The sequence below is a fragment of the Knoellia sp. S7-12 genome, assembly GCF_040518285.1.
In the GTDB taxonomy this organism is placed as follows: Bacteria; Actinomycetota; Actinomycetes; order Actinomycetales; family Dermatophilaceae; genus Knoellia.
Map to the genome: position 1 here is coordinate 349,583 of NZ_CP155449.1, position 17,132 is coordinate 366,714.

Annotated in this window: 19 protein-coding genes; 14 read left to right on the top strand and 5 right to left on the bottom strand. The window is 69.7% G+C overall.

Annotation, left to right across the window (positions count from 1 at the left end; translation table 11 throughout):
• The first annotated feature begins 24 nt into the window (after positions 1 to 24).
• Positions 25 to 651: a hemerythrin domain-containing protein gene (locus V6K52_RS01700; RefSeq protein WP_353953840.1), complete on the top strand. Its 627-nt coding sequence runs from the start codon at positions 25 to 27 to the stop codon at positions 649 to 651.
• 78 nt (positions 652 to 729) lie between these two features.
• On the opposite strand, the gene V6K52_RS01705 is transcribed toward V6K52_RS01700, so the two are convergent.
• Complete coding sequence (locus tag V6K52_RS01705) at positions 730 to 1,407, bottom strand: response regulator transcription factor (RefSeq protein WP_353952182.1); 678 nt, start codon at positions 1,405 to 1,407, stop codon at positions 730 to 732.
• Positions 1,404 to 2,498 (bottom strand): histidine kinase, encoded by a 1,095-nt coding sequence (locus V6K52_RS01710; RefSeq protein ID WP_353952183.1) that lies wholly within the window; start codon positions 2,496 to 2,498, stop codon positions 1,404 to 1,406. The genes V6K52_RS01705 and V6K52_RS01710 overlap by 4 nt, the downstream gene beginning before the upstream one ends.
• Before the next feature lie 156 nt (positions 2,499 to 2,654).
• Here V6K52_RS01710 and V6K52_RS01715 point away from each other — a divergent pair, with 156 nt between their 5' ends.
• Positions 2,655 to 3,245 (top strand): hypothetical protein, encoded by a 591-nt coding sequence (locus V6K52_RS01715; RefSeq protein ID WP_353952184.1) that lies wholly within the window; start codon positions 2,655 to 2,657, stop codon positions 3,243 to 3,245.
• A 15-nt stretch (positions 3,246 to 3,260) separates the two neighbouring features.
• Here V6K52_RS01715 and V6K52_RS01720 read toward each other — a convergent pair whose 3' ends face one another.
• Entirely contained in the window at positions 3,261 to 5,132 is a 1,872-nt protein-coding gene (locus V6K52_RS01720; RefSeq protein WP_353952185.1) for an acyl-CoA dehydrogenase, read from the bottom strand.
• Positions 5,133 to 5,332: 200 nt separating this feature from the next.
• Between V6K52_RS01720 and V6K52_RS01725 the strand changes: the two genes are divergently transcribed.
• The 3 genes from V6K52_RS01725 (at position 5,333) to V6K52_RS01735 (ending at position 7,272) form a co-directional block, all read left to right on the top strand.
• Positions 5,333 to 5,905 (top strand): hypothetical protein, encoded by a 573-nt coding sequence (locus V6K52_RS01725; RefSeq protein ID WP_353952186.1) that lies wholly within the window; start codon positions 5,333 to 5,335, stop codon positions 5,903 to 5,905.
• A gap of 153 nt (positions 5,906 to 6,058) precedes the next feature.
• Entirely contained in the window at positions 6,059 to 6,571 is a 513-nt protein-coding gene (locus tag V6K52_RS01730; protein WP_353952187.1) for a sigma-70 family RNA polymerase sigma factor, read from the top strand.
• A complete protein-coding gene (locus V6K52_RS01735; protein ID WP_353952188.1) occupies positions 6,568 to 7,272 on the top strand; it encodes a zf-HC2 domain-containing protein in 705 nt (234 codons plus the stop codon). The genes V6K52_RS01730 and V6K52_RS01735 overlap by 4 nt, the downstream gene beginning before the upstream one ends.
• On the opposite strand, the gene V6K52_RS01740 is transcribed toward V6K52_RS01735, so the two are convergent.
• Positions 7,262 to 7,639 (bottom strand): hypothetical protein, encoded by a 378-nt coding sequence (locus V6K52_RS01740; RefSeq protein WP_353952189.1) that lies wholly within the window; start codon positions 7,637 to 7,639, stop codon positions 7,262 to 7,264. The genes V6K52_RS01735 and V6K52_RS01740 overlap by 11 nt on opposite strands.
• Before the next feature lie 119 nt (positions 7,640 to 7,758).
• On the opposite strand from V6K52_RS01740, the gene V6K52_RS01745 reads away from it, so the two are divergent.
• From V6K52_RS01745 to V6K52_RS01785, 9 genes are read left to right on the top strand one after another with little or no spacing between them, the layout of a single operon-like run.
• The gene (locus tag V6K52_RS01745; RefSeq protein ID WP_353952190.1) at positions 7,759 to 8,748 is read left to right on the top strand and encodes a zinc-binding alcohol dehydrogenase; all 990 of its coding nucleotides are present in this window, start codon (positions 7,759 to 7,761) and stop codon (positions 8,746 to 8,748) included.
• Complete coding sequence (locus tag V6K52_RS01750; RefSeq protein ID WP_353952191.1) at positions 8,736 to 9,134, top strand: 6-carboxytetrahydropterin synthase; 399 nt, start codon at positions 8,736 to 8,738, stop codon at positions 9,132 to 9,134. Before V6K52_RS01745 ends, V6K52_RS01750 begins: the two co-directional genes overlap by 13 nt.
• The gene (locus V6K52_RS01755; RefSeq protein ID WP_353952192.1) at positions 9,131 to 10,195 is read left to right on the top strand and encodes a glycosyltransferase family 4 protein; all 1,065 of its coding nucleotides are present in this window, start codon (positions 9,131 to 9,133) and stop codon (positions 10,193 to 10,195) included. The genes V6K52_RS01750 and V6K52_RS01755 overlap by 4 nt, the downstream gene beginning before the upstream one ends.
• Positions 10,192 to 11,082 carry an SAM-dependent methyltransferase gene (locus V6K52_RS01760; protein ID WP_353952193.1) on the top strand — a complete coding sequence of 297 codons (891 nt, stop codon included), beginning with the start codon at positions 10,192 to 10,194 and terminating at the stop codon, positions 11,080 to 11,082. Before V6K52_RS01755 ends, V6K52_RS01760 begins: the two co-directional genes overlap by 4 nt.
• Positions 11,079 to 12,020: a lysylphosphatidylglycerol synthase domain-containing protein gene (locus V6K52_RS01765; protein ID WP_353952194.1), complete on the top strand. Its 942-nt coding sequence runs from the start codon at positions 11,079 to 11,081 to the stop codon at positions 12,018 to 12,020. Before V6K52_RS01760 ends, V6K52_RS01765 begins: the two co-directional genes overlap by 4 nt.
• Positions 12,017 to 12,757: a dihydrofolate reductase family protein gene (locus V6K52_RS01770; protein WP_353952195.1), complete on the top strand. Its 741-nt coding sequence runs from the start codon at positions 12,017 to 12,019 to the stop codon at positions 12,755 to 12,757. The genes V6K52_RS01765 and V6K52_RS01770 overlap by 4 nt, the downstream gene beginning before the upstream one ends.
• A complete protein-coding gene (ribA, locus tag V6K52_RS01775; RefSeq protein ID WP_353952196.1) occupies positions 12,754 to 13,392 on the top strand; it encodes a GTP cyclohydrolase II in 639 nt (212 codons plus the stop codon). Before V6K52_RS01770 ends, ribA begins: the two co-directional genes overlap by 4 nt.
• 27 nt (positions 13,393 to 13,419) lie before the next feature.
• Positions 13,420 to 15,684 carry a CDP-alcohol phosphatidyltransferase family protein gene (locus tag V6K52_RS01780; RefSeq protein WP_353952197.1) on the top strand — a complete coding sequence of 755 codons (2,265 nt, stop codon included), beginning with the start codon at positions 13,420 to 13,422 and terminating at the stop codon, positions 15,682 to 15,684.
• Between the two features lie 5 nt (positions 15,685 to 15,689).
• The gene (locus tag V6K52_RS01785; RefSeq protein WP_353953841.1) at positions 15,690 to 16,457 is read left to right on the top strand and encodes a class I SAM-dependent methyltransferase; all 768 of its coding nucleotides are present in this window, start codon (positions 15,690 to 15,692) and stop codon (positions 16,455 to 16,457) included.
• 3 nt (positions 16,458 to 16,460) lie between these two features.
• Here V6K52_RS01785 and V6K52_RS01790 read toward each other — a convergent pair whose 3' ends face one another.
• Positions 16,461 to 16,856, bottom strand: a complete 396-nt coding sequence (locus V6K52_RS01790) for a hypothetical protein (protein ID WP_353952198.1) — start codon at positions 16,854 to 16,856, stop codon at positions 16,461 to 16,463.
• Positions 16,857 to 17,132: the final 276 nt, after the last annotated feature.

The window sequence follows — 17,132 nt, forward strand, 5'->3', positions numbered from 1 at the left end:
GTCTACCGTCGAATCGTGGCCGAGATGAACATGAACGTCATCATTCACACGGCGGTGCGCCGTGACCTGACCCGCTTCGAGTCCGCCCTGCGGACCTTCCCGGACGGGAGCGGTGCCCGAGCCCGGCAGTTGTGCCGCGCCTGGGAGACCTTCGACCGGCAGCTCCACCATCACCATGAGTCCGAGGACGCTTATGTGTGGCCCTATCTGCGGGGGTTGGGGGTCGCTGACCCAGCTCTGCTCGACGCCATGGAGAGCGAACACCAGGCGATGGCCGATGGCCTGGGCGCGGTGTCAGGAGCCCTCGATGCCCTGATCGATGATCCGAGCAGGGCCCGCGCCACCGCTGCCGCCGACACCGTCGCCGAGACTGCCCGGGTCACCAACACCCACCTGGTCCACGAGGAGCAGGACGTCATGCCGATCATCATCGAGCGCGAGCACACGCCCGAGTGGAAGGCGGTCGAGAAGCAGCTCCGCAAGGGTGGCCCCGCGATGGCGGGTGAGCTGTTCGCGTGGCTCGAGGACGGCGGCGATCCCGTGGCGCTCGCGTCCCTGCGCGCGACCGTGCCAGCGCCGGTGCGGTTCATCCTTGTCAGGATCTTTGGCCGCGGCTACCAGCGCGAGGTCGCGCCCGTCTGGCGGGCCTGAGGGCGCACGTCTGAGAACGAGGTATACCGCCCGCGCAAGTGCGCGAACGGCATACCGGATGGTGCCTGGGACTCCTCGTCACGTAAGGGTGTGGCGGTTGGCTGGTGGCGACTCATCGGGGCCTTGGCCAGCGCGGTAGGCCAGCACCACGGCCTGGAGCCGGTCCCGGACGCCCAATTTGGTGAGAATCCGCGCGACGTGGGTCTTCACGGTGCCCTCCCCGATGTAGAGCCGCTCGCCCACCTCCGCATTGGAGCAGCCCTCGGCCATGAGGGCCAACACCTCCCGTTCCCGCTCGGTCAGCGTGGCGAGCTGCCCGGTCCGCGGAGGGTCAGGGCGCCGCGCGAGCTCGTCGACGATGCGCCGGGTCACCGACGGCGCGAGCACCGCGTCGCCGGCAGCTGCCGCCCGGATCGCATCCACGAGCCGGGTTGCTGGTGCGTCCTTGAGGAGGTAGCCGCTCGCGCCGGCGCGCAGGGCTGCATAGACGAGGTCATCGTGGTCGAAGGTCGTGAGCATGACGACGCGCGTGGGTGAGCCCGTGCTCGCGAGGCGGCTCGCCACCTCGAGCCCGTCGAGCCCGGGCATGCGGACATCGAGCAGCACGACGTCCGGAGAGGTGTCGGCCAGCATGGTCAGGGCAGAGGTGCCGTCAGCCGCCTCGGCCACCACCTCGAGGTCGGGCTCGGTCCCCAGGATCATGCGCAGACCAGAACGCACCAGCTCCTCGTCGTCGACGAGCGCGACCCGAATCATGCGCGCACCAACGGCATCCGTGCCCTGACCTCGAAGCCACCGTCGTTCCGCGGCCCGGCCTCGAGGCTCCCGCCATACAGCGCGACGCGTTGACGCATACCGACCAGGCCTCGTCCAGCGCCCCCACTGTTGCCGCCCCGACCGTCGTTGCCCCGACCGTCGTCGACGACCTGCACCTCGACCGCGTCGTCCTCGTAGAAGACCGTGAGGTCGACCTGTGCCCCCGGTCCGGCGTGCTTCAGCACATTGGTCAGTCCTTCCTGGGCGATCCGGTATGCCGCGAGGTCCACGCCGGCTGGCAGGCCGGCAGGCGAACCGCGGACCGTGAGGTGCACGGGCAGTCCCGCCGCGCGGACGTCGGCGACGAGCTCGTCGAGCCGGGCAAGCGAGGGCGGCGGGTCGACAGAGGCGGAGTCGTCGTTCTCGAGCATGCCGAGCAATCGACGCAGTTCCCCGAGACCTTCTCGGCTGAGCCGCTCGACCGCGGCGAGCGCCGTTCGCGCGGCCTCCGGGTCCCGGTCCAGGACTCGTTGGCCGGCCTGGGCCTGGACGACGGTCACCGCGAGGCTGTGCGCGACGAGGTCGTGCAGCTCGCGCGCGATGCGCCCCCGCTCGTCGGCTGCCGCGCGGCCGACGAGTTCCGCGGTCTCCTCCTGCCGTGAGCGGAACCAGTGGCCGAGACCGACGAGCGCCGCGAGGATCACCCAGGCGGGCACGACCTCGTCCAGGGGCGCACCGGAGCGCAGTCGCGGCAGGTCGGCGGCGAGCGCGGCGGCATACATCGCGACGCCACCGAGCAGCAACGCCAAGCCGGACGAGTAGCGCCCCAGTCCGTAGGCCACGACCAGCATGGCGAACCACGCCCCGCCACCGCCACCGCCGAGGGCGAGGTCCGTCGATGCCGCACCCACGACGACGAGCACCACCGCGACGGGGTGGCGGGGGAGGAGCAGGAGGGGAAGGGTGATGGCGACGGCCAGCGCCACTCGCAGCCACCGTCCATCGGCGCCGGTCTGCCACGCCGTCGCGACACCGAAGGCCGCCAGCGCGAGCACCAGCGCCACGAAGGCGATGCGCACGAGACGCGTCATGTCTCGAGAGTAGGGCTCCGGCGTCCCCGGGACATCTGTCCTGAGAGAGATGCCCGAGGTCTCTCCCAAGCCGGACGACGGCGGCGCCCGTGCTGCCTAGCGTCGAGGGATCGGACGTCGGACCGCCGTCGCCCACGAACTGTCGAGGAGACAGCCATGAGTTCCTTCACCCGTTCAACGGTCGCGGCCCTGCTCCTTGCCGTGCCGGTCGCCATCCAGCTGGTGGTGCCGCAGCTCACCGACGCTCGCGCAGGGCAGTTCCTCTTTGCTGTCACCCATGTGCTGGGCTGGCTGCTGCTGGCGACGGTGTGCCGCGGACTCGTTCCGGCCTTCCCGAGTCGGGCCGGTCGGGTCGGTCGGCGGCTCCTCGTCGCAGGCGCCCTGATCGAGGTCGTGTTCGCTTTGACCTACGGGACGCTCGCGCTCGTCGGTGCCGACGAGGGAGCGGCGTTCGTCTTCTTCGCGCTCGGGTTCCTGCTCCTCACAGTGGGCGGCATCACCGCGGGCATCGCGGCCGTCAGGCACGGGTGGAGGGGTCTGGGTGCAGCGCTTGCCGGAGTCGTCGTCCTGGGCCTGCTCGCGAACGTCGTCGGCGACACCTGGTGGCACGACCTCTTCCTCCTCACGCACTACCTGGGGTGGATCGTCGTCGGGCGACTCGCGGCGCCGGTCCAGGCAGAACCTCACACAGCCGAGATGCCGCCCGCGCAAGGTGCGCGGACGGCATACCGGATGATGCGTGGGTGACTCAGCTGGCCCGGGTCAGAACGCTGACTCCGGCACGTCCATGAGCTCGTTGTCCGTGGCCTCGGCCATCGAGCGCTCGGCGGCGAGGCGCGGAAGGACCTGGCGGGCGAAGAACTGCGCGGCAGCAACCTTGCCGGTGTAGAAGTCCTTGTCCTTCTCGCTCGCTCCGGCCTCGAGGGCCTTGAGCGCGATGTCGGCCTGGCCCAGCAGCAGCCAGCCGACGACGAGGTCACCGGCGCCGAGGAGCAGACGCGTGGTGTTCTGGCCGACCTTGTAGAGGTTGGTGACGTCACCTCCCTGTCGCGGGTCGGACTTCATCAGCTCGCCGACCATGTAGCCGAGGATGCCCTGGACGTTCTCGAGGCCCTCACCGAGGAGCTCGCGCTCGCGGTCGAGCCTGCCGTCGTGGCCGCCGAGGTCCTTGGCGAACTCCTGGATCTGCATGGACAGCGTGGTGAGCGCCTGGGCCTTGTCCTTGATGATCTTGCGGAAGAAGAAGTCCAGACCCTGGATCGCGGTCGTGCCCTCATAGAGAGTGTCGATCTTGGCGTCGCGGACATACTGCTCGACCGGGTAGTCCTGGAGGAAGCCCGAGCCACCGAACGTCTGGAGCGACTCGGTGCCCAGCAGCACCCAGGCGCGCTCGGAGCCGAGGCCCTTGACGATCGGGAGCAGCAGGTCGTTGACGCGGTTGGCCAACTCGGCGGGCGAACCCTGCTCGAGGGACTCGGCGCCGGTGCGCAGCTGCTCGGTGTCGACGACGTCCTGCTGGGCGGCCGTGTAGAGGACGAGTGCGCGCAGGCCCTCGGCATAGGACTTTTGCAGCATGAGGCTGCGGCGCACGTCGGGGTGGTGGGTGATCGTCACACGCGGCGCGGCCTTGTCGGTCTGCTGCGTGAGGTCGGCGCCCTGGACGCGCTCCTTGGCGTACTCGAGGGCGTTGAGGTAGCCGGTGGAGAGCGTCGCGATGGCCTTGGTGCCCACGAGCATGCGGGCGTTCTCGATGACGCGGAACATCTGGGCGATGCCGTCGTGCACATCGCCGAGCAGCGTTCCGGTGGCGGGCTTCTCGCCGCCGAAGGTGAGCTCGCAGGTCGTGGAGACCTTGAGGCCCATCTTCTTCTCGACGTTGGTGACATAGACACCGTTGCGCTCGCCGAGCTCACCCGTCTCGAGGTCGACGTCGAACTTGGTGAGGATGAAGAGCGAGAGGCCCTTGGTCCCGGGGCCAGCGCCCTCGGGACGGGCCAGGACGAAGTGGACGACGTTGTCGACCATGTCGGACTCGGCGCTCGTGATGAAGCGCTTGACACCGGTGATGTCCCAGGTGCCGTCCTCGTTCTGGGCCGCCTTGGTGCGACCGGCGCCGACGTCCGAGCCCGCGTCGGGCTCGGTGAGGACCATCGTGCAGTGCCAGTCCTTCTCGACGATCCAGCGCGCGAGCTTCTTCTGCTCGTCGTTGCCCAGGATGTAGAGGAGCTTGGCGAAGCCGTAGGAGGCGTTGAACATGAGCAGTGCGGGGTTCGCGCCGAGGACGAGCTCGTTCATGGCCCAGCGCAGGCTCGGCGGTGCGACGGTGCCGTCGAGCTCGGCCGGGAGGTCGATGCCCCAGAAGCCGCTCTCGCGATAGGCGTCGTAGGACTTCTTGAACGACTCCGGCATCGTGACGGACTGGGACTGCGGGTCGTAGACGGGCGGGTTGCGGTCAGCGTCCTGGAAGGAGTCGGCGATCTCGTTCTCCGAGAGGCGCGTCAGCTCCTTGAGCATCTCGCGGGCGGTCTCGGTGTCGACGTCCGCATAGGGCCCCTGGCCCAGGACGTCGCTGCGACCGAGCACCTCGAAGAGGTTGAACTCGATGTCGCGCAGGTTGCTCTTGTAGTGGCCCATGAGTCCATGGTGCTACTCGCGAGTAGATGCGGGCAAGGTGGATCCGTCCTTTGTGACTAAGCGCACGCTTAGTGGGCTGGGTCACCCTGGTGGGCGCGGGTCCCAGGCTCTGCGTGGGCCGGCATACAAAGGCAAACGAGCCGGTATGCCGTGTGTGCCGGTCATGGAGACAGGTGCGGTGGTGTGGTTCGCTGGTGCTCATGCCTGAGCAGCACCGCGAGGTCGCACCATCCGACACCACGTCCGAGTCGAGCCCCGTGGTCGCTGAGGCGACGAGCGCGATCGACCGGCAGCAGCTCTGGGTGGCACGAGACCTGCTCGCCGAACGAGTGCGCGAGGAGCGCGACGTCGAGGCGCTGCGACTGCTCGGCGAGGTCCACCACGGCATGGGCGACCTGCCCGCGGCCGGTGCGGCGTGGTTCGGCGCTGGCGTCAAGGGGCCCGAGGTCGAGGCAGCCGTGGACGCATGGCGTGAGGCTCACGGTGACGACTTCGGTGCGATGTGGCGCTCTCTGCCGCGCTCGATCCGCCAGGAACCGCGCTCCAAGAAGGTCGAGGCTTTGCGGACCAAGGCTCTCGAAGCACGCGAATCAGCCAGCGAGGCAACCGATCCCGCCGGTTCAGGCGCGGGTTCCGGCGCCTCGTCAGCCTCATCCTCGGGTGGTGGCATCGACGCAGCCCAGGTCATCGCATGGGTCATCGCGGCGCTCGTCGTGGTGTGCGCCATCGTCGGTCTCGTCCAGGTCCTGCGCTGGATGGTCCCCGGAGGCTGAGCGGGACCGCCGCGTCACGGTGGCCGTCACGCCCCCTTCGCCGCCCGCTGTGCCTGCGGACCCCTGCCGAAGTCAGCAACACTGGCTCCAGCACCACAGGCCTTGGGCTGAACCGTGAGGCCCTGACGTGCGTATGGATCGTTGGGAGGTCGTATGGCGGACAGCGGTGCTGTGCTGATGAAGCAGCTTCATGACGAACATGCGGCTGCCCTGTGGGGCTATTGCCTCAGCCTGACCGGGCGCGACCATGCCAGAGCCGAGGACGTCGTGCAGGAAACCCTGCTGCGGGCCTGGCGCAACCACGACCGGCTCGAGGAGAGTCGCGGGTCGGTCCGGTCCTGGCTCTTCACGGTGGCGCGCAACATCGTCATCGACGAGTGGCGCACCAAGCGCACCCACAGCGAGCTGTCGGTCGCCGAGGTACCCGAGGTGCGCGAGCCCAGCGACCAGACCGACCAGATGCTCATGTCCTGGGTCGTCGCTGACGCCCTGCTCGCCCTGTCTCCGGACCACCGCGCGGTCCTGGTGGAGTGCTACTTCAAGGGTGCGTCGGTGGCCCAGGCCGCCCATCGTCTGGGGATCCCCGACGGTACGGTGAAGTCGCGGACCCACTACGCCCTGCAGGCGTTGCGGCTGAGACTGCAGGAGATGGGGGTCGGAGCATGAGTTGCGAGCTCGCACACCTCGACGGGTCCTACGTCCTCGGCGCACTGTCGCCAGCCGAGCGCCTCGAGTTCGAGCGCCACATGGCGGGCTGCGCGGAGTGCAGTCGCAGCGTGAGGGAACTGGCCGGCATACCGGGTCTTCTTGCCCAGGTCGACCTGTCCGACATCGGGGACGCGTCCGTCCCTCCGGTCCCGGCCACGCTTCTGCCGTCGTTGGTGAGCGAGGTCCGGACGGCGCAGCGTCGGCGTTCCGTGTGGGTTGGTGCAGCGGCCGCGTCAGTGGCGGCCGTGGCCGTGGGAACGCTCGCTGTCGCGACCGGCCTTGGCCGTGGCCCTGAGCCGCTCGGGGCCTCGTCGCCCACGCCCACCGCGACGAGCACTGCATCCAAACTGTCCATGGAGGCGGTCGGGTCGTCGCCGGTCCGTGCGGACCTGGCGCTCGCGGGGGTGGCCTGGGGGACTCGGCTCGAGATGACGTGTTCCTACGGGGAGGGCGAGGACGACTACGAGGCAATCCACGGTTGGGTCTACGGCCTCTTCGTCCAGACCCGTGACGGCCGCTTTGAACAGGTCGCGACGTGGAAGGGGCTACCGGGTCGCACGATGAACCTTCAAGCGGCGACGGCCGCTCAGCGGCAGGACATCCAGCGCGTTGAGGTCCGCACGTCCGGCGGGGTCGTGATCCTCCGACTCAGCGTGTGAGTGCGAGAGGCCTGCGGCTCGTCAGCACAGGGCGCAGGAGAGCCAGACCGCCGAGGATACAGAGGACCTCGGCGACGGCGGCGGACAGCACCCAGCCGCCGGTCCACTGCTCGTTGACGCCGAAGAGCCCCACGGTCGAGGAGATGACGAACGCCCCGAGGGTGCTGGCGCCGAACCCGAGAACGAGGAACGCCGGGAGCCAGTGGTGCCACGTCAGGAGCAGTGCGGCGATCACGGCGCCGGCGATGGCGTTGACCATGAAGGCCAGGCCGATCTTGTCGATGTCGCGGTAGCCGTCGAACCACAGGTAGAGGTGAATCGCCGCCGATACCAAGGCTGCCGCAGCCGTCACGATCCGCACCCACATGGTGCCCTCCTTCGATCCGGGACGACCCTCGTCCTCACCGTCAACACGGCCGCGAAGCCGCGTTGGTTCACTCGTTGAACCACACGCGGTCGTGGTCCGTGAGTTCTTGCGTGGGAGAGGTGCGAGAACGAGCCTTCTGGCTGAGGGAACCCGGCGCGGGTGAGATCCGGCGCGTCGATGTGGGTGTCCCGGGCGCTGGCGAGGTGCGCGTGCGGACGGTCCGCTCGGCGGTGAGCCGTGGGACGGAGATGCTCGTCTTCCGTGGTGGCGTGCCGGTCGAGGAGTATGCCGCGATGCGGGCTCCGTTCCAGGAGGGCACCTTCCCGGGGCCGGTGAAGTACGGCTACCTCAGCGTCGGCGTGGTCGAGGCAGGTGATGCCGACCTGCTGGGACGCACGGTCTTCTGCCTGCACCCGCACCAGACGGCATACATCGTTCCCCGCGGAGCGGTCGTGCCCGTGCCCGAGGGCATCCCACCGGACCGGGGCGTCCTCGCCGGAACGGTCGAAACAGCCGTCAACGCGATGTGGGACGCGACTCCGCTCGTGGGCGACCGGGTGGCGGTCGTGGGTGGCGGGATGGTCGGGCTGTGTGTCGCGCGGCTGCTGGTGGGCGTGCCCGGGGTCGAGGTGACCGTGGTCGACGTCGACGAGGGGCGTCGTGACGTGGCTGCAGCCCTGGGGGCTGGCTTCGCATTGCCAGCGGATGCTCCGTCGGGGTTGGACCTCGTCGTGCATGCGAGCGCCTCGTCGGCTGGGCTGCAGCTGTCGCTCGACCTCCTCGCCGACGAGGGCACGGTGATCGACCTCAGCTGGTACGGCTCGTCGGAGGTGGCCCTGCGTCTCGGGGGCAGGTTCCACTCCGGGCGCCTGTCGATCCGGTCGAGCCAGGTGGGCATGGTCTCGCCGGCGCGGCGGTCGCGTCGGTCCATGACCGACCGGCTTCGGCTTGCCCTCGACCTGCTGCGCGATCCGGCGTTCGACGTTCTCGTGAGCGGCAGTTCGGCGTTCGAGGACCTGCCCGACGTGATGCGTGAGCTGGCCGACGGGGGCCTGCCAGCGCTGTGCCACACCATCACCTATGAAGGGGCCGAGCCATGTTCAGCGTGACCGTCCGCGACCACATGATGGTCGCCCACAGTCTCACCGGAGAGGTCTTCGGCCCGGCCCAGCAGTTGCACGGCGCGACCTACGTCGTTGACCTGACGTTCCGTGCGCCGACGTTGGATGCCGACGGGCTGGTGGTGGACATCGGCTTGGCCTCGGGGGCGTTGGCTGCCGTCGTCGGGGACCTGTCCTACCGCAACCTCGACGACGACCCCAGCCTGTCGGGTGTCAACACGACGACCGAGCGCCTGGCCCAGGTCGTCGCGGACAGGGTCGCGGCGCGGTTGCGTGCGGGTGGGCTCGGGCCCCACGCGGATGGGGTCACCGCCATCGCCGTGGTGCTGCGCGAGTCCCACGTGGCGTGGGCGTCCTTCGAGAGGGCGCCATGAGCAGCGTCAACGTCGTGCACGTGGTCGTCCCACGGGGGTTCGACGACCCGGCGCGGCCGAGCGGCGGCAACGCCTACGACCAGCGGGTCATCGTCGGCCTGCGGGCGGGTGGGTGGGTCGTGTGCGTTCGGGACGCGCCGGGCCCGGGGACGGTGCCGCACGCGGAGGTGACGGCCAGGCTGGGGGCTGCCCTCGCCGGCATACCGGATGGTGCCGTCGTTCTCCTCGACGGACTCGTGGCGTCGAGCCAACCCGAGGTCCTCGTGCCCGAGGGGCGCCGTCTCAGACTGGTCGTCCTCGTGCACCTGCCGCTCGGGTGTGGGGACGGTGCCGGGCAACGCGTGGCGGAGCGTGCCGTACTCCTCTCTGCATCGGGCATCGTCGTGACGAGCACCTGGAGCCGTGACTGGTTGTCGACTACGTATGCCTTGCCGCACAGCCAGATTCGCGTGGTCACCCCGGGCGCCGAGCCGGCGAGCCTCGTCTCGAACGACCCTTCGGGGGGTCGGCTGCTGTGCGTCGGTGCGGTGACACCGACCAAGGGGCAGGACGTGCTCGTGGAAGCGCTCGCGGAGGTTGTGGACCTGGACTGGACCTGCCGGTGCGTGGGTTCGATGGCGATCAACCCGACCTTTGCCGACCGGGTTCGGGCTCGGGCCGCGTCGGCCGGGTTGGGTGATCGGCTCGCTTTCGTCGGCCCAAGAGTCGGTGCCGCACTCGATGCCGCGTATGCCGTGTCCGACCTTGTCGTCGTCCCGTCCAGGACCGAGACCTACGGGATGGTCGTGACCGAGGTCCTGGCTCGAGGCGTGCCGGTCGTCGGCTCCGAGGTCGGCGGACTGCCGGAAGCGCTCGGGGCAACACGAAGGGGAGGTCGGCCCGGCCTCCTGGTCCCTGGCGGCGACTCGGATGCCCTTGCTGATGCCCTGCGTCGGTGGCTCGTCGATGCCGGTCTGCGAGCCACGCTTCGACGGGCGGCGCAGGAGCGGCGATCCAGCTTGAGCGACTGGGCCGTGACGACGGACGCGCTGTCACGAGTCCTGAGGGAGGTGGCGGCATGACCGAGGTCGAGATTCGGGTCAGCCCGCAGTGGCTGGAGCTGCGTGAGCCCGCGGACGCGGCTGCTCGCTCGACGGCGTTGGTGACCACGCTTGCCGCGGCACTCGAGGGCCAGGCGCTCGAAGGCGCAGCCCCGACCCTCGGTGACCGCCGGGGTGACAGTGTGTCCCATCGGCGGATCGTCGTGCACGACCTCGGGAGCGGCAGCGGCTCCATGGGGCGGTGGCTAGGGCCGCTGCTTGAGGGTCCGCAGCACTGGGTCCTGCATGACTGGGACCCGGACCTCCTGCGCGGTGCTGTTGGCGATCCGCCACCCGCCACGACCAACGGTGGCGCGGTGACCGTCGAGACCCGGCTGGGGGACATCACCCAGCTCACCCCGGAGGACCTCGGCGGCGCATCGCTCGTCACCGCGTCCGCTTTGCTCGACATGCTGACCGCGGCCGAGATCGGTCGACTGGTGGGGGCGGTGGTGGTTGCGGCATGCCCCGCGCTCCTCACCCTGTCGGTCACGGGGCACATCACCCTCGGTCCGAGCGATCCGTGGGACGCCGTCCTCGAAGCCGCGTTCAACGACCACCAGCGCCGCACCCTCGGTGATCGCCAACTCCTCGGACCCGACGCGGCAAGGGTGGCGGCCGACAGCTTCCGGGCCGTCGGGTGGAGCGTGGAGCTGGCAGCGAGCCCCTGGTGCCTGGACTCACAGTCGGCCGAACTCGCCGCCGAGTGGCTCAAGGGTTGGGTCGGCGCCGCCTGCGAGCAGCGGCCGGAGCTCGGCGACATCGGCGCCTCGTACCTTGCCCGCCGACGCAACCTCTTCGAGCGCGGACTCGCCGTCACGGTGCAGCACGTCGACCTGCTCGCCCTGCCGCCGGGAGGTGGCCGGTGAAGCCCGCGTCGTGGCGGTGGGTGCGGCCCGCCGCGGGCGCGCTGATCCTCGCCGCCCTCGTCCTGCGGCTGGGGACGGACGCCTTCGTCGACGCCATGCGTGCTGTCGATGCGACGGCTCTCGCCCTGGGCGCAGCGATCGCGCTGGTCACGACGACGGCGGGGGCCTGGCGCTGGCGGGTCGTCGCCCGGCAGCTGCACGTCGAGCTCGCGATGCCAGCGGCGGTTGTCGCCTGCTATCGCGCGCAGTTCCTCAACGTCACACTGCCTGGCGGCGTCCTCGGGGACATCGATCGCGGCGTGCACCATGGCCGCTCGGTCGACGATCTTGGTCGCGGTCTGCGGGCCGTCGCGTGGGAGCGGACCCTCGGCCAGGTGGCCCTCGTCGTCGTCACGGTGGGTGCGCTGGTTGTCGCCAACCCAGTGGGACTGACCGCTCTCGTCGCCGCGGTGGTCGGGGTCGTCGTCGGCGCCGTCGTGTTGATGGGGCTCACCCGCGTGTCGCGGGTGGTGGCCGCCGATGTCCGCGCCCTGTCGAGCCGGTCGGCGCTCGCGAAGGTCTTCGTGGCATCTCTCGTCGTCATGGCCGGGCACGTCGCGACCCTCGCGATCGCGGCACGGACGGTGGGAGTGCGTATGCCGGCCTCCACCTTCGTGCCCGTCGCCCTCGTCGTTCTCCTGGTCGCCGCAGTGCCGCTCAACCTCGCGGGATGGGGCCCTCGCGAGGCAGCCGCGGTCTGGGCGTTCGGAGCAGCCGGGGCCAAGGCGAGTCAGGGGCTCGCGGTGGCCGTGGCCTTCGGGGTCATCGTCTTCGTCAGCACCCTCCCCGGCGTGGCACTCCTCTCCGTCGGTCGTCGCACTTCACCAAACCTTGCGTCTGCGGATGCGGTGGCCAGAGGAGCCATACGCGCAGACGCAAGGCTGGGCGGTGGCACATGACTGACCTTCCCTACACGGTGCTCAGTTGTGCGATGTCGCTCGACGGCTACCTCGACGACGCCTCGGGGAAGCGGCTCGTCCTGTCGAATGCCGCCGACCTCGACCGCGTGGACGAGGTCCGTGCAGGGAGCGACGCGATCCTCGTCGGGGCGGGCACGGTGCGCGCCGACAACCCGCGCCTCCTCGTCCGCGCGGCCCACCGGCGGGAGAGGCGGGTCGCCGAGGGGCAGGGGCCATCACCACGGAAGGTGACGGTGACGCGGCATACGCTGCTTGATCCTTCAGCGGCCTTCTTCACGACCGGGGAATGCGACAAGTACGTCTACTGCGCGAGCGCGACCGCGGCGGTGGCGCGGGAGCGGTTGGGGGAGGTCGCGACCGTTGTCGACGCGGGTGTGGAGCCGTCGATGCGCGCCGTGAGTGAGGACCTCGCGGCACGCGGTGTGCACCGGCTGCTCGTGGAGGGCGGGCAGAACGTCCACACGCAGTTCCTGCGGGCGAACCTCGCCGACGAGCTGCACGTCGTCGTCGCGCCGTTCTTCGTGGGGGACTCGCGTGCACACCGGGTCGTCGCCGACGGTCCCTTGCCGTGGAGCCGCACGCACCGGGCCGACCTCGTCGACGTGCAGCGGATCGAGGACGTCGTGCTCATGCGCTACGCGCTGTCCGAACGATGTGGAGTGCAGGCGTTCGAGGGCGAGTTGAGGCCATACGAGGCGATGGAGGTGGCACGATGACCGAACGACCAGCCGTGGCCACGGTTCGCACCGAGGTGACTGTGCCGATGCGCTTCGTCGACGGGTTCACCACGATGGCCCGCGTCATCACGTTCGACGGCCTCGTTGACGGGCTGGAGCACCTGGCCATCGGCCTCGGTGACGCCGACGGACGGCTACCACTCGTGAGGCTGCACAGCGAGTGCCTCACCGGCGACGTATTCGGCAGCCAGCGCTGCGACTGCGGCCCGCAGTTGCGTGAGGCGGTTGGGCGGATCGCGGAGGTCGGCGGCTACGTGCTGTATCTGCGACAGGAGGGGCGCGGCATCGGGCTCTACGCAAAGCTCGACGCCTATGCATTGCAGGACCTGGGCCTGGACACCTATGAGGCGAACGTCGCGCTGGGGTTCCGGGAGGACGCGCGGGACTACACCGTGGCGGCGCAGATGATCCAGGCCCTCGGCCTGGCGCGGGTCGCGCTGCTGAGCAACAACCCCGACAAGGCGATCCAGCTGGGGCAGCTCGACGTCGGGGTGAGCGAGCGGGTCCCGACAGAGGTCCACTGGAGTTCGGCGAACGCGCGCTACCTCACGACGAAGGCAACGCGAGGGGCTCACACGTTCGATCTGCTGGCCGACCTCCGACTCGAGGCTTGAGGTCGGTGTCCTCATGAGCGTGGACCCGTGACCGTCGTCCTGGGCTCGTGGGGTGTCGGACTCGGTTGCGGCGCCGTGCTCATCGCGCTCCTGCGACGTGGCCTCGGGAGGGCTTGGCTCGCCCGGCTCGGACCGGCCGACGTGGTGACGCTCGTGCGTGGCCTCATGGCCTGCGCGGTGGCGGCCCTGACCGTCCAGCTGGTGATGGGGCACGACGTCCGGGTGGCCGTGGTGGCCGTGGCTGTCCCCGGGTTGGCTCTCGACGGCGTCGACGGTTGGGTGGCGCGCCGGACGAGCACGGTGACCGCGCTGGGCGCTCGCTTCGACGGGGAGGTGGACGCGTTCCTCATCCTCGTCCTCAGTGTCGCGGCGGCGCCGACGTTCGGGTGGTGGGTGCTCACGGGAGGTCTGGCGCGCTATGCATTTGGTGTTGCTGGCTGGGTGGCGCCGTGGATGCAGGGGGCGCTCGAGTTCCGGTACTGGCGCAAGGTTGTGGCGGCGGCCGTGGGCATCGTGCTCGTGGTCGCCGTGGCCGATGTCCTGCCGCGAGGGGTGGCCTTGGGTGCTTTGGTCGGCGCCCACGTCCTGCTGGCCGAGTCGTTCGGGCGGGACGTGTGGTCGCTGTGGAGGGGGCGCGCCGGCGTGGCTCGCGAAGTCGTTGGCTCGGCGACACGATGGGGCGGTTTGGCGCGGAGCGCCGTGGTGGGGGTCGTGGCGGTGGCGCTGCTCTGGTTCGTCCTCGTCGCGCCCAACCAGCTGAATCGTCTGACGCCGGGTTCTTTCCTGCGTATGCCGGTCGAGATCGTCGCGTTTGGTGCTCTCGTTCTCGTTGTCCCGGCGCGTCTTCACCGGGTCGTCGTGGCCGTGCCGGGGATGGTCGTGAGTGTCGTTCTGCTGTTCAAGGTCCTCGACCTCGGGGCCTTTGCCGTGCTCGACCGACCCTTCAATCTCGTGACTGACGTGGGGCTGCTCGGGTCGGGCTGGGCGTTCGTGAGGGACTCGTGGGGTCCGTGGGCCGCGGTCGGGAGCATCGTGGCGGTGCTGCTGGTGCTGGCGGTCGTGATCGTGGGCCCTGTGTGGGCAGTTGGGCGGATGGCCCGCGTCGTCGTGCGCGACCGTCGGCGAGGGGTTCGAGGAGTCGTGATCCTGGCTGCCGTCTGGGCGCTCGGCGCAGTCACCGGGCTGCAGAGCGCCGCTGGCGCAACGGTTTCCGTGAGTGGTGCCGTGCCGTATGTGGCCGGGAAGGTCCGGGCCGCCGAGACGGCATACAGGGATCGTGTGGTGTTCAGGCAGGCCATCGGCGTGGACCCGTATCGAACTCCGGTGCCGGGCGAGCTGGATGGACTCGAGGGCAAGGACGTCGTGGTCGTGTTCGTGGAGAGCTATGGACGGGTGGCACTGGAAGGAGCTGAATCGCAGCCTGTGAGAACGGTTCTGGACAGTGGGACGCAGCAGCTGCGATCGCTCGGCTTCGAGGCGAGGAGCGGGTACCTCACGTCGACGACGTTCGGTGGGAGCAGCTGGCTCGCACACTCCACGCTCCTGTCCGGGCTGGCGGTGAGCGACCAGAGCCGCTACGACCTGCTCCTCTCCTCCGACCGCACGACCCTCGCCTCGGCCTTCTCACGGGCGGGGTGGCGCACGGTCGCCCTGATGCCATCGACACGAGGGGACTGGCCCGAGGGGCAGGTCTTCTATGGTTTCGACGAGGTCCTCACGGGTTCCGAACTTCGCTATGCCGGGCCGCGATTCGGCTTCTCGGCGGTGCCGGACCAGTTCGCCCTGTCTGCGTTCGGTGAGATGGAATTGGGGGATACCCGGCCGCGTCCGGTCATGGCCCAGGTCGAGCTCACGTCGAGCCATGGTCCGTGGGCGCCGTTGCCCACGATGGTTTCGCCGAGCGCGCTTGGAGACGGGTCGGTCTTCAACGGCCAGCTGGAGAAGGCGACCACGGCAGCAGAGCTGTGGCGCGACCGCTCGGCCGTGCCGGCGGCATTCCGGGAGTCGATCGTGTACTCGCTGTCGAGCGTCATCTCTTTCGCGGAGCAGGAGGCCGACGACGACCTCGTTCTTGTCGTCCTCGGGGACCACCAACCGGCGACGATCATCAGTGGGTTCGACGGGAAGCGAGACGTGCCGGTCAGTGTCATCGCGCGCGACCCCAAAGTGATGGAGCGGATCGCGAGCTGGGGCTGGCAGGACGGGCTGCGGCCGGGGGAGGGGTCGCCGGTGTGGCCGATGGCCGACTTCCGCGACCGCTTCCTCGGTGCGTTCGGGGGTGTGGCGCCGTGACGGTGATGGACCACTGGCCGGACGTGGACCGAGTGCTCTGGAGGGCGCGGGAGTCGGCGTTCCCACCGGGGGAGTTCGTTGGTCAGGAAAGCCTCGTCAGCGCGAGCGAGATCCGGTGGCTCGGCGAGCGGGCGGGGCTGCGGGAGGGCGTGTCGGTCCTCGACCTGTGCTGCGGTGTGTCCGGTCCGGGGTTGCTCCTCGTGGAGGAGTTCGGGTGCGGCTACCTGGGGGTGGACGCCGATGGAGGGTCGATCGATCGTGCCCGGCTGAGGGCTGCGGAGGCCGGGCTGAGCGCGCAATTCGAGGTCGTGAGTGTGCCGCCGGTGCCGACCGGGACGTTCGATGTGGTGCTGCTGCTCGAGACGTTCCTGGCGTTCCGCGACAAGGGGGTGTTGCTTCATGAGGTCGCCTCGGCCCTGCCGGTGGGTGGGCGGTTTGCCTTCACCGTCGAGGAGGGGCGAGCGCTCAGCCCGGAGGAACGGGCGGTGATGCCGGGTGGCGACACCGTATGGCTCACACCGCTTGCGAGCCTGCGGCCCGACCTTGAGAGGGCTGGGTTCGAGGTGCGCTGGATGGCGGATCGCAGTCAGGCGCACCGCGTCGTCGTCGATGCGTTGGCCGATGCCTATCAGGGTTGCGGGGCTGGGATTCACGGGCTGCGCGGTGCCGAGCTGATCTCGCAGCTGGTGACCTCGCATCGCCTGTGGAGTCGGTGGTTGGGGCTCGGGCGGGTCCGCAAGTTCGTCGTTGTGGCAGAGAAGATGTGGGCTTGAACCTCAGGGGCTCTGGGTGCTGAGGTGGCGTGGGTGTCGGCGCGCGTTGCGCGCGAAGAGCCAAGCCGCAAAGGTGAACAGGCCGGCATACATGGTGGTGAGCATGACCATGTCGGACGCGGAGGCGCCCGGGCTCTGGTGCTCGCCCATCGCGAAGGCAACGGCGGTGCACCCCACTGTCGTGACGGCCGTCGCGAGCATCGCGACAGCCATGGGTCGCGGACGGAGCCGGGCGACGAGGGTCCCGGCGACGAAGACCGCGACGACCGCGAGATAGATCCGGTCGGAGTCGCCGTCACCGATGATGCCGAGCGCGCCGATGCCGAGGAGGAGGAATAGCAACGTCGCGATGGCGACGGCAAGGGGCAGGGCGCGGGAGACGCTCGGGTGTCTGGTCATGGATTCGACGCTAGGGCCGAGCGCCGAGCGAGTGTGTCAGCAACTGGTGAAGGTTGTGTGCAGGATCGCGGACCCCGCGCCGCTGCAGTGGCCAACTCGTTTGGGCCCGGGCGTCTGGTGAGCGGATGGTCCCTCCTTGCCAGGTGAAGCCCTCGACGGTGTCCTATCGCCCGGGTCACAACAGGCTCTGGGCGGGCGTCGAAGCCAGTCGGAGACTGGTCATCTCACCACCGCAGGGTGGATGACGGGACGCTCGGCCATCGCACCGGGACCTGC

What these genes read in the sequence shown, in the direction of transcription:
- V6K52_RS01700 (WP_353953840.1), top strand. Translation starts at nt 25, where the DNA reads ATGAACATGAACGTCATCATTCACACGGCGGTGCGCCGTGACCTGACC.
- V6K52_RS01705 (WP_353952182.1), bottom strand. Translation starts at nt 1,407, where the DNA reads ATGATTCGGGTCGCGCTCGTCGACGACGAGGAGCTGGTGCGTTCTGGT.
- V6K52_RS01710 (WP_353952183.1), bottom strand. Translation starts at nt 2,498, where the DNA reads ATGACGCGTCTCGTGCGCATCGCCTTCGTGGCGCTGGTGCTCGCGCTG.
- V6K52_RS01715 (WP_353952184.1), top strand. Translation starts at nt 2,655, where the DNA reads ATGAGTTCCTTCACCCGTTCAACGGTCGCGGCCCTGCTCCTTGCCGTG.
- V6K52_RS01720 (WP_353952185.1), bottom strand. Translation starts at nt 5,132, where the DNA reads ATGGGCCACTACAAGAGCAACCTGCGCGACATCGAGTTCAACCTCTTC.
- V6K52_RS01725 (WP_353952186.1), top strand. Translation starts at nt 5,333, where the DNA reads ATGCCTGAGCAGCACCGCGAGGTCGCACCATCCGACACCACGTCCGAG.
- V6K52_RS01730 (WP_353952187.1), top strand. Translation starts at nt 6,059, where the DNA reads ATGGCGGACAGCGGTGCTGTGCTGATGAAGCAGCTTCATGACGAACAT.
- V6K52_RS01735 (WP_353952188.1), top strand. Translation starts at nt 6,568, where the DNA reads ATGAGTTGCGAGCTCGCACACCTCGACGGGTCCTACGTCCTCGGCGCA.
- V6K52_RS01740 (WP_353952189.1), bottom strand. Translation starts at nt 7,639, where the DNA reads ATGTGGGTGCGGATCGTGACGGCTGCGGCAGCCTTGGTATCGGCGGCG.
- V6K52_RS01750 (WP_353952191.1), top strand. Translation starts at nt 8,736, where the DNA reads ATGTTCAGCGTGACCGTCCGCGACCACATGATGGTCGCCCACAGTCTC.
- V6K52_RS01755 (WP_353952192.1), top strand. Translation starts at nt 9,131, where the DNA reads ATGAGCAGCGTCAACGTCGTGCACGTGGTCGTCCCACGGGGGTTCGAC.
- V6K52_RS01760 (WP_353952193.1), top strand. Translation starts at nt 10,192, where the DNA reads ATGACCGAGGTCGAGATTCGGGTCAGCCCGCAGTGGCTGGAGCTGCGT.
- V6K52_RS01770 (WP_353952195.1), top strand. Translation starts at nt 12,017, where the DNA reads ATGACTGACCTTCCCTACACGGTGCTCAGTTGTGCGATGTCGCTCGAC.
- ribA (WP_353952196.1), top strand. Translation starts at nt 12,754, where the DNA reads ATGACCGAACGACCAGCCGTGGCCACGGTTCGCACCGAGGTGACTGTG.
- V6K52_RS01785 (WP_353953841.1), top strand. Translation starts at nt 15,690, where the DNA reads ATGGACCACTGGCCGGACGTGGACCGAGTGCTCTGGAGGGCGCGGGAG.
- V6K52_RS01790 (WP_353952198.1), bottom strand. Translation starts at nt 16,856, where the DNA reads ATGACCAGACACCCGAGCGTCTCCCGCGCCCTGCCCCTTGCCGTCGCC.